At 72.4% G+C, this 13,915-nt stretch carries 11 protein-coding genes; 3 read left to right on the top strand and 8 right to left on the bottom strand.

Features of this window, described 5'->3' with window-relative positions; genetic code table 11:
• Positions 1–170: 170 nt before the first annotated feature.
• From NE235_RS34310 to NE235_RS34285, 6 genes are all read right to left on the bottom strand, one after another.
• A complete protein-coding gene (locus NE235_RS34310; RefSeq protein ID WP_252810548.1) occupies positions 171–1,418 on the bottom strand; it encodes a cytochrome P450 in 1,248 nt (415 codons plus the stop codon).
• 55 nt (positions 1,419–1,473) lie between these two features.
• Positions 1,474–2,367 carry an alpha/beta fold hydrolase gene (locus NE235_RS34305; protein ID WP_252810541.1) on the bottom strand — a complete coding sequence of 298 codons (894 nt, stop codon included), beginning with the start codon at positions 2,365–2,367 and terminating at the stop codon, positions 1,474–1,476.
• Between the two features lie 96 nt (positions 2,368–2,463).
• Positions 2,464–3,747 (bottom strand): class I SAM-dependent methyltransferase, encoded by a 1,284-nt coding sequence (locus NE235_RS34300; protein WP_252810623.1) that lies wholly within the window; start codon positions 3,745–3,747, stop codon positions 2,464–2,466.
• Positions 3,748–3,749: 2 nt separating this feature from the next.
• Positions 3,750–5,114 (bottom strand): FAD-binding oxidoreductase, encoded by a 1,365-nt coding sequence (locus NE235_RS34295; protein ID WP_252810540.1) that lies wholly within the window; start codon positions 5,112–5,114, stop codon positions 3,750–3,752.
• Positions 5,115–5,189: 75 nt separating this feature from the next.
• A complete protein-coding gene (locus NE235_RS34290; protein WP_252810539.1) occupies positions 5,190–5,711 on the bottom strand; it encodes a DUF1707 and DUF4870 domain-containing protein in 522 nt (173 codons plus the stop codon).
• 126 nt (positions 5,712–5,837) lie between these two features.
• On the bottom strand, positions 5,838–6,899 hold the full coding sequence (locus tag NE235_RS34285) for a polysaccharide deacetylase family protein (protein ID WP_252810538.1): 1,062 nt from the start codon (positions 6,897–6,899) through the stop codon (positions 5,838–5,840).
• A 276-nt stretch (positions 6,900–7,175) separates the two neighbouring features.
• Here NE235_RS34285 and NE235_RS34280 point away from each other — a divergent pair, with 276 nt between their 5' ends.
• Positions 7,176–7,526 carry a hypothetical protein gene (locus NE235_RS34280; protein ID WP_252810537.1) on the top strand — a complete coding sequence of 117 codons (351 nt, stop codon included), beginning with the start codon at positions 7,176–7,178 and terminating at the stop codon, positions 7,524–7,526.
• 170 nt (positions 7,527–7,696) lie between these two features.
• Here the strand turns inward: NE235_RS34280 and NE235_RS34275 are convergent, their stop codons facing one another.
• Positions 7,697–8,713, bottom strand: a complete 1,017-nt coding sequence (locus NE235_RS34275) for a DUF4192 domain-containing protein (protein ID WP_252810536.1) — start codon at positions 8,711–8,713, stop codon at positions 7,697–7,699.
• Positions 8,714–8,767: 54 nt separating this feature from the next.
• Here NE235_RS34275 and NE235_RS34270 point away from each other — a divergent pair, with 54 nt between their 5' ends.
• Both NE235_RS34270 and NE235_RS34265 read left to right on the top strand, forming a co-directional pair.
• Positions 8,768–9,898 carry an aminotransferase class V-fold PLP-dependent enzyme gene (locus tag NE235_RS34270; RefSeq protein WP_252810535.1) on the top strand — a complete coding sequence of 377 codons (1,131 nt, stop codon included), beginning with the start codon at positions 8,768–8,770 and terminating at the stop codon, positions 9,896–9,898.
• A 120-nt stretch (positions 9,899–10,018) separates the two neighbouring features.
• Positions 10,019–11,719, top strand: a complete 1,701-nt coding sequence (locus tag NE235_RS34265) for an AMP-binding protein (protein WP_252810534.1) — start codon at positions 10,019–10,021, stop codon at positions 11,717–11,719.
• A gap of 19 nt (positions 11,720–11,738) precedes the next feature.
• Here the strand turns inward: NE235_RS34265 and NE235_RS34260 are convergent, their stop codons facing one another.
• Positions 11,739–13,841, bottom strand: a complete 2,103-nt coding sequence (locus NE235_RS34260) for an ATP-dependent DNA helicase (RefSeq protein ID WP_308206196.1) — start codon at positions 13,839–13,841, stop codon at positions 11,739–11,741.
• Between the last annotated feature and the right edge of the window lie 74 nt (positions 13,842–13,915).

The following is a 13,915-nucleotide window of genomic DNA, read 5'->3' as shown; positions in this document are numbered from 1 at the left end:
CCTCACGCAGGAGGGGCTGCCGCGTCGACGGCTCGGGTCAACGCGGCCGGCTGAGGAGCAGCCGAGATCGCATATACCAAGACTATCGCAGACGCAAGGACACCGGGCTTCGACAGCGGACCCGGGCCGGCCGGCCCGGGTCCGCCGCGGGATCCGCGCGGAGCCGCGCGTCAGACGGTGTAGGGCAGGTGCTTGATGCCGTTGATGAAGTTGGACAGCAGGCGGTCGGGCTCGCCCGTGGCGCGGATGCCCGGAGCCCGGCGGAACAGCTCGCGGAACATCACGCTGATCTCCCGGCGGGCCAGGTGGGCGCCGAGGCAGAAGTGCGGGCCGGGGCCGCCGAAACCGACGTGCGGGTTCGGATCCCGGGTGATGTCGAAGACCTCCGGGTCGGTGAAGACGGCCTCGTCCCGGTTGGCCGACCAGTAGTAGAGGATCAGCTTGTCGCCGGCCTTGACGTCGCGGCCGTTCAGCTCGGTGTCGCGGGTCGCGGTGCGCCGCATCCAGATGACCGGCGAGGCGTACCGCACGATCTCCTCCACCGTGCCCGGGATGTACCGCTCGAAGTCCGAGGCCAGCAGCTCGCGCTGGCCGGGGTTCTCGGTGAGCAGGTGCAGGCCGTGGGCGATGGCGTTGCGGGTGGTCTCGTTGCCGGCGACGACCAGGAGGATGAAGAACGAGCCGAGTTCCTGGTCGGTCAGCGACTCGCCGTCGATGTTGGCGTTCACCAGGGCGGAGGTGAGGTCGCCGGTCGGCTCCTCGCGGCGCCTGCGGCCGAGCTCCTCGACGAGGTCCTTCAGCGTCTGCCCCGCCTGGAGGAGCTGCAGCGCGACCTGGTCGGCGTCATCGGAGACGAACTCGGGGTCCGCGCCGGCGAGGATGATGTTGGAGTTGTCGAAGACGGTCTTGTAGTGCGCCTCGTCGATCCCCATCAGGTCACAAATGATCTTCAGCGGGAGGCGGGCGGCGACGTCGGTGACGAAGTCGCCGCCGCCCTTGGCGAGGACCTCCTCGACGACCTGCTCGGCGACGGCCTGCACCTGGTCCTCGAACCGCTGGATCATGCGCGGCGAGAAGGCGCGCGAGACGATCCGGCGGATCTTGGCGTGCCGAGGGTCGTCCATATTGATCATCGAGCCGAAGTACTCATTGAGGTCGGCCGGCATGTCGTTGATGTTGATCGCGCCGCGCCCGGAGCAGAAGTCGGCCGGCCGGCGCGAGGCCTCGACGACGTCCGCGTGGGTGACCAGCGCGTAGTACCCGGGGCCCATCGGCACGAAGGACAGTTCCGGCTCCCGGAAGAACGCCGGCTCCGGCAGCCCTCGCAGCGTGCGGAACGCCGCGTGACGCTCGTCGAGCGGGCGCGCCCAGAAGTCCCACTCGGTCAGATCGATCCCGTCGGGCCGGGTCTTCTCCACGCGGTTCCTCCTCGAACTAGAACGCGATTCTGCTCCATTCTGCCAAAGTGACCACTTACCCCGCACCGGTTCGCGAGGGCCGATCCACGGCCAGCCACTCCAGGACCAGCCGGCCGACCTCCTCCGGCCGCTCCAGGTGCAGGAAGTGTCCCGCGTCCGCGACGGTCCCCGACCGCGAACCGGCCGGCAGGTGACCCTCGGCGCCACCGGCGAGCCCGGCGTCCAGGCAACCGTCGGCCGCGCCGTGCAGATACAGGACCGGCCGCTCGCCGACGCGCCCGGCCGCCTCCTGCTCGGCCGCGTACGCCGGACGGTGCAGGGACGGGTCGAGCATCGCTCGGTAGTAGCCGACGGCCGCGGCCAGGTTCACCGGGTCGCGCAGGCAGTCCTTGGCGTGCGCGACGTCACGGGCGGCGTCGTACCCCGGCGACCAGTCCGCCCACAGGCCGTCCAGGAAGGCCAGGTCGTCCATCAGCACCGCCGTCTCGGCCAGCGGCGTCTGGAACAGGAAGATGTAGAAGGACCGCTTCAGCTGCGCGTAGTCGAAGAACCCCGACAGAACGGCCCCGAGCGGCGGGAACGCCATCGCCACCGCCCGCCGCCACCGTTCCGGAGCGTGCGCGACGGCGGCGTACGTCGCGGCGGCACCCCAGTCGTGCCCGAGCAGCACCGCGCCGTCGTCCCCGCCGAACGCCTCGTGCAGGGCGTTCGCGTCGGCCGCCAGCGCGCCGACCTGGTACGCGCCGTCGCCCGGCACATCCGTGGGCGCGTAACCGCGCAGGAACGGCGCCACCGCGTGGTAGCCCGCGCCGGCCAGCGCCGGGAGCAGGTGCCGCCAGGTGTACGCCGAGTCGGGGAAACCGTGCAGGCACAGCGCCAGCGGCCCGCTGCCCGCCTCCAGGTAGCCGAACGTCAGGCCGTTCGCCCGGATGGTCGCGATGTCCGTCATGAGGCCGACGGTAGGCCGCCGCCCCGCTCGCGTCACGGTCCCCGGCGCGGCCTGAGGTGGTCGCGGCGCCGGCCGCGACCACCCGTGACCGTACGGTCAGCCCGCCGACGGCGGCTCGAACGACGGCCGCAGCGGCATGCCGGAGCCCCCGTCCTCCCGCAGCTTGACGCCGAGCACCTGGTGCAGCTGGATCCAGTTGAGCTCGAAGCCGAGCCGCGAGCCGGCCATGTACAGCCGCCACACGCGCGCGGTTCCCTCGCCGACCTCGGCGACCGCCTCGTCCCAGTGGTCGTCGAGGTTGCGGCACCAGCCGGTGAGGGTCTTGGCGTAGTGCTCGCGGAGGTTCTCCTCGTGCCGGATCTCGAAGCCGGCGTCGTTCATCCGCGAGATGAGCCAGCCCGGGCCCTCCAGCTCGCCGTCCGGGAAGACGTACCGGTTGATGAAGCCCTCCTCGCGGATCGAGGGCTCCTTGTCGTCCGGGCGGGTGATGCAGTGGTTCAGCATCCGGCCGCCCGGCTTGAGCTTGCCGTACAGGAACTCGAAGTAACCCGGGACGTTCGCCTTGCCGATGTGCTCGGTCAGGCCGATCGAGCTGACGGCGTCGAAGCCGTCCTCCGTGACATCGCGGTAGTCGAGATGGCGGACCTCCGCGAGCTCCGACAGCCCCGCCTCGGCGATCGCCTTCTGCGCCCACTCGGCCTGCTGCTTGGACAGCGTCACGCCGAGCGCCTTCACGCCGTACTCCCGCGCGGCGTGCATGACCATGCCGCCCCAGCCGCAGCCCACGTCGAGCAGCCGCATGCCCTCCCGCAGCCCGAGCTTGCGCGCCACGAGGTCGAACTTGTGGTACTGCGCCTGCTCCAGCGTCGCGTCCTCCGCGGGGAAGCACGCGCACGTGTAGGCCATCGAGGGGCCGAGCACCCACTCGTAGAAGGTGTTGGAGACGTCGTAGTGATGGGAGATCGCCTTGGCGTCGCGGCGCTTGGAATGCCGCAGGCCCGACCGCAGCGGCACGCGCGCCGGCCGCACCTCCTGCGGCGGCGGGTCCAGCCGCGTCAGCGCGGCCGCGCGCAGCAGCGGGTCGTTCAGGATCCCGCGTAGCAGGGTCGCCTTGTCGGCCCAGCTCAGTTGGCCCATGGCCGACTGCATCCGGAAGAGCGCCGTGTGCATGTCCCCGATCACGTCGAGATGCCCGGCGACGTACGCGCGGGCCAGCCCGAGCGCGCCGGGCGCGTGGACGAGATAGGACACCGCGTACGGCGACCTGACCTCCACGCGGACGTCCGCGCCGAGAGCCCCGGCGCGACTGTCGTCGTACGCCCGGAACTCCACCTGCGCGTCACGTCCGACGACGCGTTCGAATGCCTCCGCCAGCTTCATGTTCACCTGCCCCGTACGGTTTTGTCGTAGAGATCCAGCAGCCGTCGCTCCGGGTCGTACTCCTCCTTCAAGGTGCGATACGTAGCGCCGTCGTAGTGCCGCCAGAAGTCCTCACGGGTGTAGAACGCCGTCGAGTACAGCGACTTGTGGCCGTCGAGGCGGGCGACCTCGCGCTCGATCAGCCGGTTGTGGTGTTCGGGGACCCGGCCGGGCTTCTGCGGCACCGTCCCCCAGAACCCGACGTTGACGTACGTCCGCCCGGGCTCCAGGGGGTACAGCGGCCACTTGTCCTGTGCCCGCAGCGGGCACAGCCACACCGGGCTCATCCCGATCTCACGGTGGAAGAAGTCGAGGAACTCGGGGAGCCGCTCCACCGGCACCTCGACGTCCTGGATGACGTCCTCGCGGGCCGGCCGGCCGAGCCAGCGGTCCACGCGCGCCGACGTCTGCAGGCGCTTGTCGAGCGCGACCAGCCGGCGGTACACGTCGGAACGCTTCTTCGACGCGGGCCAGGCCCGGCGGACCAGGGAGTTCTGCACGCCGAACGCCCGCGAGCACCAGAACCAGTCGGTGTCCCACCGCCAGAGGTAGTCGTGCGTCGTGAGCGCGTCGGTCGGCGGGCCGTCCGGCCGCAGCCACCGCGGCGTGACGAACCGGTCGCGGATCGACCGGTAGTAGATCCCCTGCCCGGTGTAGTCGGACACGCGCGGGACCGTGTCGGCGAAGCGGCCCAGCGTGAGGTACAGCTCGTCCGGGCCGAAGACCGTGCCGTCGATGAAGTCCACGTCGGCGCCGAGCTCGTCGATGGCCTGCGCGCACTCCTGGGCGGAGGAGAACCGCACGTGCCACAGCGCGACGTACGGCTTCACCGGCTGCAGCTTGATCTTCAGCCGCAGGGCGTACCCGAGCGTGCCGTACGAGTTGGGGAAGCCGTAGAACAACTCGCGGTGCTCGTTGTCCGGCGTCGCGGTGACGACCTCACCCGCGCCGGTGAGGATCTCCATCTCCAGCACCGACTCGTGCGGCAGCCCGTTGCGGAACGACGACGACTCGATGCCGAGCCCGGTCACCGCACCGCCCAGCGTGATCGTCTTGAGCTGCGGTACGACGAACGGCATCAGGCCGTGCGGCAGGGTCGCGTCGACCAGGTCCTCGTACGTCGTCATGCCCTGGACGTCGGCGACGCGGGCCTCGGGGTCCACGCTCAGGACCTTGTCGAAGCCGCTGGCGTCGAGACCGGGCGCCTGGATCTCGTCACGGAACCGGAACAGGTTCGAGGTGCGTTTCGCCAGCCGGACCGGTGAGCCTTCGGGGATGGCCCGGTAGGAGGCCAGGAGCCTCTCGACCGCTGTTTGGTGACCTGTCACCTGTCGATCTTCTCATCCCCGCTCTCCCGCCGCACAGCCTGGGCACGCCTCTCGCGCGGCGAGGACCGGACCCGGTCAGCGCACCATCCGGAGGGTGAAGGGGTAACGGAACGGCGTGCCGGCGAGCGCCAGCAGCGCGGCCACTCCGCAGACGATCCAGCTCACCGCGTACGCGATCGCCCCGATGCCGAACGTCACGACCGTCACCATCAGCAGGGTGAGCTGGAAGTTGAGGGCCTCCACGATGTGGCGCCGGACGTACGGTGACCGGCGCGCCCGGGTGCACAGCATGACGAGCGGTCCCAGGAACAGCGTGGTGGCGCCGAGGACGTGCGCGAGCGCGGCCAGCACCCGCTGTTCCGCGGTCGGCTCACCGACCGGCGCCGGCACCTGTGACGCGGTGGGCGCGGGCGCCAGGTCCGCGAGGGCCGCGTCCAGGTCGGCCCGCGTCCTGGACGTCATCGCGAGATGCAGCCGCAGGTCGAGTTCTTCCTTGTCGATACGGCCCTCGGCGAAGGCCTGCTGCAGCCGGTCGACGATCGGCTCGCGTTCGGCGGCGGAGACGCGCAACGCGCCGGGCGGTGTGGAGATGGTCATGTTCTCGATCGTGCGCCGCGCCCGGCCGGGGAGCCATCGGGGAAACCCCTGATCCGTCCCTGGGGAGAACCCCAGGTCCGGCGGGCCTGCGTCCCCGCCGCACGGACACCCGTGCCCCGAGGCGGGTCAGCGTCCCGGCTTCGCGGAGCCCCGTGCCGCCGGTGACCTGGACGCTCCGGCGGGCGCTCCAACGCCGGCCGGAGCGCCCGCGGCAGGCGAGCTCCCCGGGCGCGGAGCGGCCTTCGAACGCGGGCTCTTCGGCCGGGGCACCGGCCCGTCGAAGTAGGTCCGGCCGGGTTTGAGCGACCGGTTCCCGAACAGCTCGGGCACGGTGACGAACGTGAAGCCGCGCCGGGACAGACCGGCCAGGATCTTCGGCACGGCGTTCACCGTCGTCGGGTGGATGTCGTGCATCAGGATGATGTCGCCGGGGTGGGCCCAGGACACGGCGCGATGCGCGACGATCGCCGAGTTCCGGTCGAGCCAGTCGTTCGTGTCGACGCTCCAGAGGATCTGCGCCATGTCCATGCGGCGTGCCACCGCCGCCACCCGCCGGCTCGTCGCGCCGTACGGCGGCCGCATCAGGACGGTCCCGTGGCCGGAGGCCCGGCGGATCTCACCGAGCGTACGGGCCAGCTGCGACCTGACGGCGCCGTCCGGCATCGAGCTCAGCGACGGATGCGACCAGGTGTGGTCACCGACCACGTGCCCCTCGGCCAGCTCACGCCGGACCACCGCCTCGCGGCCGCGGATGTTGCCGCCGATGAGGAAGAACGTCACCTTCACGTGCCGGGCGGCGAGCATGTCGAGCAGCTTCGCGGTGTACGGGCCGGGGCCGTCATCGAACGTCAGCGCGATGCACTTAGCCTTAGTGCAGTCGACCTTCGGCTCGGGTGCCGCCGCGGCCTTGGCTCCCGGCGGCCAGGTCGTGGATCGCAGCCGCGCGATGAGGTCGTTCGGGTGCGCGGCGGGTCCGGCCGGCGCGCCGTCCGCGGAACGCGATCTCGGCCGGCCGGGCGGCCCGGCGGGCCGCCCGGTCGTTCGGGCCGTTCCGGCCATGAGGTGCGCGTCGGGCGGCTGCGCGGCGGAACTCTGGGCGGTCGCGTGCGGACCCGCCAGGGGTGCGGCCGGGTGCGTCCCCAGGCCGCTGAGCCAGCCCAGCCCGAGCACGGCCGCGACGATCGTCATCGCCCTGCGGAAGGTCCTCGAGCTACGGAAGGTCCTCGGGACGGCGAAGCGCATCCGACCTCCGTTCGTGACCTGCCGCGCGACATTGGGCACCTTAGTTCCCTTTTCCCGTTGAGGTTCCGTTGTCGGTCAAACGCCGAAAAAGCATGGTGCCATCTTCGGGAACCCTGCACGATGGGTCGGCGTTGACATCGTGACAAATCGCGCGATCCACCCACGAAGCGTCGTCGGGGGACGGAGGCGGGGATCGCGACGAACTCGTGGGGAGGACGTCCGATGAGGTGGGGCGATCGCTTCGGGATTCGCCGCTGGCGGGGTAGCCGGGTGACGATTCTGGATCGGGAGGCGACGAACGCCGACATCGAGTCGCTCAGGGCTTTCGCCCGCAGCCGCAAGGGCGTGGAGTTCTACGTCGAACCCGAGACCTTCGCCACCGACACCACGGCGGTGGCCATCGCCGCCGACGGCGAGTGGACCCGCCGCCGCGTCGGATCACCGCAGGTCATCCGGAAGGTCGCGCGTGACCTGCGCCTGCCGGTGTACGACGTCCAGATCACCGGCTATCCGCAGCGGATGCGCGACTACAACGAGCGCCGCAAACGCCAGGGCGGCGCCGCCTCCCTCTGACCGGGCGGGACGGCTCCGCCGCCCGAGCCCGTCCCTGTCATGAAGGTCGCCGTCAGGGGCCGCGGCGTGCCCTGAAGCCCGAGCCCACTGCGGCGGGTGCTGCCGACGGGTGCTGCCGGTGGGTGACAGCACCCGCCAGGAGGCGTCGCCTCGCGCCGCCCCCGTTTCCCTCAGCTCGCCTCGTCGAGCTGCTCCGAGGTGATGTCGAGGGGCACGGACCAGGGCGGCAGGCCGCTGACGAACAACTCGTGCAGCAGCCGGGCCATGGAGTAGTGCGGGTCGGCGGCCAGCGCCCGGTCCAGTGCGAGGTTGGCCAGCGCGCCCTCGCCCGCCCGCCAGGCCGCGAACGCCAGCAGGCAGGCGGGCCCCGGCAGGTACGGCTCGGCCACGCGCCGCATGACGTCGCGCCACAGCCGGATGTGCGCGCCGATCTCACCGTCGTCGATGCGCACCCACGCCTCGTCGCGGACCCGCAGGTTGACCAGGAGCACGCCGAGCCAGGCGACCTCCTCGTCGGTGGGCGGATCGCCGCCCGCCCGCGCGCGCTCGATGAGGAGCCGGACCAGCCGCACTCCCTCCTCGGCCACCCGCCGCGCCATGCGGCCCCGCGTCGCGTCGGCCCTCGCCACGCCGTCCCGTGGCACGTCGGCCCATGAGGTCAGGCGGCGCTCGGCCCGCTCGGTGGCCTGCCGCATCGCCTCGCCGCCCATCGGGGCGATCATCCGCGCGAGCTCCTCACGGTCCGGCAGGGCGACCAGGCCGCCGGCGATGGCGGCGGCGGCCACCGCGCTGCCGCGCACGTCGACGAACGTGCCCTCCGGCGGGCAGCAGGCCGGGTCGGTGCAGAGGTAGGACCAGTAGCGGCCGTCCTCGACGCGCAGCACCTCGCGGAGCCGGACGCCGTCGCGGGTGAGGCGGTCGCCGACCCGCTCGACGACGGGTGTCACCCGCGCGCCAGGGCCGTAGCCGGTGAGGATGACGTCGGCGGGCCGGCGCCGGGTGATGAGCTCGGTGACGTGGTCGAGGAGCGCGTCGGAGGCGGTTAAGTCGAGCCGGATCGCGTATGCGCCGTCCGCGCCGCCGCAGCACAGCACGACGACGCTGTCGGCGGGGTGGAATCCGACGAGGTAGGGGATGGCGGCGACGACGTCGGCGGGCGACCGGAGCCGCAACGTGTTCGGTCTCATGCCCCCGAGCCTCCCGCTCCCCGGGGTATCCCCGGCAGGCCCACCCGAAGATCTGTGGACAAAGAGCTCCGGCGGCAGGCGCGGCAGGCGGCCGCCGACCCGGCCATGGCATGGGAACTGCGGATCGGCCGGCCGGGGCAGACTGGCCGGGTGGAGATTCGCGACGCCGTACACCTGTGGGAACCGACGCCGGGTTGGCTGAACACGGCCAGCTACGGACTGCCGCCGCGCCCGGCCGTGGAGGCGCTGCGGCGGGCACTCGGCGAGTGGCAGCGAGGGGACGCGCCCTGGTTCGTGTGGGACGCCTCCACCGGGCGGGCGCGGGCGGGATTCGCCCGGCTGGTCGGCGTCGAGACCGATGACGTCGCGGTGGGCTCCGCCGTCTCCCAGCTGCTCGCCCCGGTGGCCGCGTCGCTGCCGCCGGGGTCCCGCGTCGTCGTACCGGAGATCGAGTTCACCTCCAACCTCTTCCCCTGGCTGGTCCAGGACCTGGACGTGCGGACGGTGCCGCTGAGCGAGGTGGCGGACGCCGTCGACGGCCGTACGGCGCTGGTGGCGTTCAGCGTCGTGCAGTCGGCCACGGGCGAGGTCTCCCCGGTCGAGGACATCCTCGCGGCGGCGCGGGCGAACGGCGCGCTCGTGGTCGCCGACGCCAGCCAGGCCGCCGGCTGGCTGCCGATCGACGCGACGCGGTTCGACGTGCTCGTGTGCGCGGCGTACAAGTGGCTGATGGCGCCGCGCGGTGCCGCGTTCTGTTACGTCGCCCCGGCGGTGCGGGAGCGGATCCGGCCGGTCGCGGCGGGCTGGTACGCCGGAGAGGAGCCCGGCGGCGAACCGCACGCGTACTACGGGCCGCCGCTGCGGCTGGCGCCGTCTGCCCGGCGGTTCGACCTGTCCCCGGCGTGGTTCTCCTTCGTCGGCGCCGCGCCCGCGCTGGACGTCCTGAACGCGGTCGGGGTGGAGCGGGTGCACGCCCACGACGTCGCGCTCGCCGACCGGTTCCTGCGCGGCCTGGGTCTGCCGCCGGCGGGCAGCGCGATCGTGAGCGTCGACCTGCCCGGCGCGGCGGAGCGGCTCGCGGCCGCGGGAGTGCGCGCCGCCGTACGGGACGGGCGGCTGCGGGCGGCCTTCCACCTTTACACGACCGAGGCGGACGTGGACCTCGCCCTGAACGCGCTCACCTGACGCCCACACACCCGGCGAAAGGCACGATCGGTTACATCGCTCGAACGCTGGGCAAGATGCGACGGATGATGCAAAGGTGACAGAAAGGTTTCGTCTGCTTACGGTGGTGATCGTCGGCGAATGCGCACTCCCTACGACGAGAGACCATGGCTCCGTTACTACGCGGACGGGGTTCCTGCCGACGTCGACGTGCCGGACGTGCCGCTCACCCGCCTGCTCGACGCGTCCGCCGACCGGTTCCCGAACCACCGGGCGCTGGAGTTCCTCGGCCGTTCGATGACGTACGCCCGGCTCCGCGACGCGGTCGACCGGTTCGCGGCGGCGCTGGCCCGGCTGGGCGTCCGTAAGGGAGACCGGGTCGCGGTCATCCTGCCCAACTGCCCGCAGGAGGTCATCGCCTTCTACGCGGTGCTGCGGCTCGGCGCGGTCGTGGTGCCCACGAACCCGCTGTACACGTCGTCGGAGCTGCGGCACCAGCTCGCCGACAGCGGCTCCCGCGTCGTCATCGTCTTCGACAAGGCGTACGCGACGGTCCACGACGCGGCGCCCGGAACGTCGGTCGAGCACGTCATCGTCACCTCACTGCCCGACTACCTCCCCTTCGTCAAACGGGAACTGCTCAAGCTCCCGCTCGCCAGGGCGCGCCGGCTGGCCTCGGAGCTGAGCACGGAGGTGCCGGCCGGCGCGTCGGTCCTCCGGTTCGACGACCTGCTGAAGGAGACGGCCGAGGCCCACCCGCAGGCGATGGTCGACCCGGTCCGCGACCTGGCCGTCCTGCAGTACACCGGCGGCACCACGGGCCGGCCGAAGGGCGCCATGCTCACCCACCGGAACCTCGTCGCGAACGCGCTGCAGACCACGGCGTGGGACCCGGGGATCCGGCCCGGTGAGGACGTCGCCCTGGCCGTCGTGCCGCTGTTCCACGTCTTCGGCCTGACGTTCTGCCTGACCTGCACGATCCTGATCGGCGGAACGGTCGTGCTCGTCCCCCGCTTCGACCTGGAGCTCGTGCTGGACGCCGTCCGCAAGCACCGGCCGACCCTGTTCCCCGGCGTTCCTCCCCTGTTCCAGCAGCTCGCCGCCGCGCCCGAGGCGAAGAAGGCGGGCGTGGGCTCGATCCGGACCTGCGTGTCGGGGGCGATGAGACTCGCCCGTACGACGGTCGACGCGTTCAGGGCGGGAACGGGCGGCCACGTCATCCAGGGGTACGGGATGACGGAGACGTCACCGGTGGTCATGGCCAACCCCCTCGACGGGAACGCCCGGCACGTGTCCGTGGGGACCCCGTTGCCCGGCACCGAGGCACGGATCGTCGACGAGAACGACCCCCGCCGCGTCCTTCCGGTCGGATATCCGGGCGAGCTCCTGATCCGCGGTCCCCAGGTCTTCGCCGGGTACTGGAACCAGCCCGCCGAGACCGCCGAGAGCCTCTCCCCCGACGGCTGGTTCCGGACCGGGGACATCGCGGTGATGAGCCCGGACGGCTACTTCACCCTCATCGACCGCAAACGGGACGTCATCATCGTCGACGGCTTCAACGTGTACCCCTCGGAGGTGGAGGCCGTCCTGCAGGCGCACCCGGCCGTCGAGGAGGCCGCCGTCGTCGGAGTGCCGGAGCCCGGCCACGGCGAGGCGGTCGCCGCGTACGTCATCCCCCGGCGGCCGCACCGGCCGAGCCGGGACGAGCTGCGGGCCTACTGCGCGCAGCAGCTCATCGGGTACAAGGTGCCCACCTTCGTCGAGTTCCGTCCGGACCTGCCGCGCAACATGCTCGGCAAGGTCCTGCGCCGCGTCCTCCGCGAGGAGAACGCCCTGTCCTGACCCTGCGTCCTCCGGGGACTCAGTCCGCGGTGTCGAGGCGGCGCAGCGCGGCCTTGACCGTCGCGGAGTCGAACGTCGTCCAGAACGGCGGCAGCGACGAGCGCAGGAACGTGCCGTAGCGCGCCGTGGCCAGCCGCGGGTCGAGGATGGCGACGACCCCGCGGTCGGTCATCGACCGCAGCAGGCGCCCGGCGCCCTGCGCGAGCAGCAGCGCGGCGTGGGTCGCGGCGACGGCCATGAAGCCGTTGCCGCCCTGCGCGGCGACCGCCCGCTGCCGCGCCGAGGACAACGGATCGTCGGGGCGCGGGAAGGGAATGCGGTCGATCACGACCAGGCGGAGCGACGGCCCGGGCACGTCGACGCCCTGCCACAGGGACAGCGTGCCGAACAGGCAGGTCGCCTCGTCGTCGGTGAACTGCTTGATGAGCTGGGAGGTTGAGTCGTCCCCCTGGCACAGCAGCGGCTGCGCGAGGCGGCCGCGCAACGCCTCGGCGGCCTGCTTGGCGGCGCGCATGGAGGAGAACAGCCCGAGGGTGCGGCCTCCGGCGGCCTCGATGAGCTCGGTCAGCTCGGTGAGGTACGCCTCCGGCAGTCCGTCGCGGCCCGGCTGCGGCAGGCTCCGCGCGATGTAGAGGATCCCGCTGCGCGCGTGGTCGAACGGCGAGCCGACGTCCAGCCCCGACCAGCGCAGCGGCCGCTGCCCGCCGTCCTTCTTCGCGTCCCCCTCCGGCGGCTCGGACGGCTCGGCCGCCTCCGCCGCTCCGTCGGCCGGCGCTCCAGCCGCCGTGCCGAGCGGCGGCAGGCCCCACTGCCGCGCGAGGGGCTCGAACGACCCGCCGAGCGACAGGGTCGCCGAGGTCAGCACGGTCGTACGGCGGCCGAACAGCCGCTCGCGCAGCAGGCCGCCGACGCCCAGCGGCGCGACCCGGAGCGCGGTCGGCCGCCGGGAGTCCTCGTTGAAGGGCCGGTCCAGCCAGACGACGTCGTGCCGGGAGGCCAGGTCGGTCTCGAACGTCTCCAGGAGCCGCCCGGCGGTGTCGTGGATCTCCTCCAGCGCGGTCAGCGCGGCGCGGCCGGCGCCGAGCCGCTCGGCGTCGTCCTCGGTGGTCTTGAGCGTGGTGCGCAGGGCCGTCGCGCAGCCGTACGCGGCGTCGCGGATCGCGAGGAGGGCCCCGCCGAGCACCTGCGGCAGGACGTCCATGCGGCCCGCCGGGGTGTCGGCGAGGAGGGGCTGCAGCGCCTCGCCCGCCTCCTTGAGGCGGTCGGCGAGGTCGTCCTCGATGAGGCGGCCGCAGCGGCGCGCGGCGAACTCCACGGCCGACGCGGACAGCTCCGCGGTGGCCACCGAGGTCACCCGGTCGACGAGCTCGTGCGCCTCGTCGATGACGGCGACGTCGTGCTCGGGGAGGACCTGGAACTCCTCCAGCGCGTCGATGGCCAGCAGCGCGTGGTTGGTGACGACGACGTCGGCCTCCCCGGCCTTGTCCCGGGCCCGCTCGGCGTAGCACTCGGTGCCGAACGGGCAGCGCTGCGCCCCCAGGCACTCGCGGGCGCTCACGGCGACCTGGCGCCACGCCTGCTCGGAGACGCCGGGGACGAGCTCGTCCCGGTCGCCGGTCTCGGTGGTCTCGGCCCACTCGTGGATGCGCTGCACCTGCCGCCCCGTCGCGGACACCGACTGGGCGTCGAACAGGATCTCGTCGGGGTCGTCGGGCTCCTCCACCTGCATCCGGTGCAGGCACAGGTAGTTGCGCCGGCCCTTGAGGATCGCGAACGCCGGCTCGCGGCCGAGCAGCGGCGTCAGCGACTCGGCCAGCCGCGGCAGGTCGCGCTCGACGAGTTGGCGCTGCAGCGCGATCGTCGCCGTGGAGACCACTACGCACGCGTTCTCGGAGACGGCGTGGCGGACGGCGGGGACGAGGTAGGCCAGGGATTTCCCGGTGCCGGTGCCCGCCTGCACGGCGAGGTGCTCGCCCGACTCGATGGCGTGCGCGACGGCCTCGGCCATCTTGACCTGCCCCGGCCGCTCGGCGCCGCCGACGCCGGCGACCGCCGCGGCGAGAAGGGGTCCGACGCCGGGGACGTCGGTCTTTTCCGGGGAGTCGAGGAGGTCTTCGGCCACCCGGTCAACGCTACCGGCCGATGGTGACCGCTCGCCGCCACAGCCACGCTTTTCCCCGCCGTCTCAGCGGCCTC

It is taken from the genome of Actinoallomurus spadix (assembly GCF_024055725.1).
Taxonomy (GTDB): domain Bacteria; phylum Actinomycetota; class Actinomycetes; order Streptosporangiales; family Streptosporangiaceae; genus Actinoallomurus; species Actinoallomurus spadix.
Note: the sequence above shows the minus strand (reverse complement) of the source record. Positions and strands in the feature narration are given on the sequence as shown.

Excerpts from the sequence above, each read along its gene's own strand:
- NE235_RS34305 (WP_252810541.1), bottom strand. The coding sequence starts at position 2,367 with ATGACGGACATCGCGACCATCCGGGCGAACGGCCTGACGTTCGGCTAC.
- NE235_RS34300 (WP_252810623.1), bottom strand. The coding sequence starts at position 3,747 with ATGAAGCTGGCGGAGGCATTCGAACGCGTCGTCGGACGTGACGCGCAG.
- NE235_RS34290 (WP_252810539.1), bottom strand. The coding sequence starts at position 5,711 with ATGACCATCTCCACACCGCCCGGCGCGTTGCGCGTCTCCGCCGCCGAA.
- NE235_RS34285 (WP_252810538.1), bottom strand. The coding sequence starts at position 6,899 with ATGACGATCGTCGCGGCCGTGCTCGGGCTGGGCTGGCTCAGCGGCCTG.
- NE235_RS34280 (WP_252810537.1), top strand. The coding sequence starts at position 7,176 with ATGAGGTGGGGCGATCGCTTCGGGATTCGCCGCTGGCGGGGTAGCCGG.
- NE235_RS34275 (WP_252810536.1), bottom strand. The coding sequence starts at position 8,713 with ATGAGACCGAACACGTTGCGGCTCCGGTCGCCCGCCGACGTCGTCGCC.
- NE235_RS34265 (WP_252810534.1), top strand. The coding sequence starts at position 10,019 with ATGCGCACTCCCTACGACGAGAGACCATGGCTCCGTTACTACGCGGAC.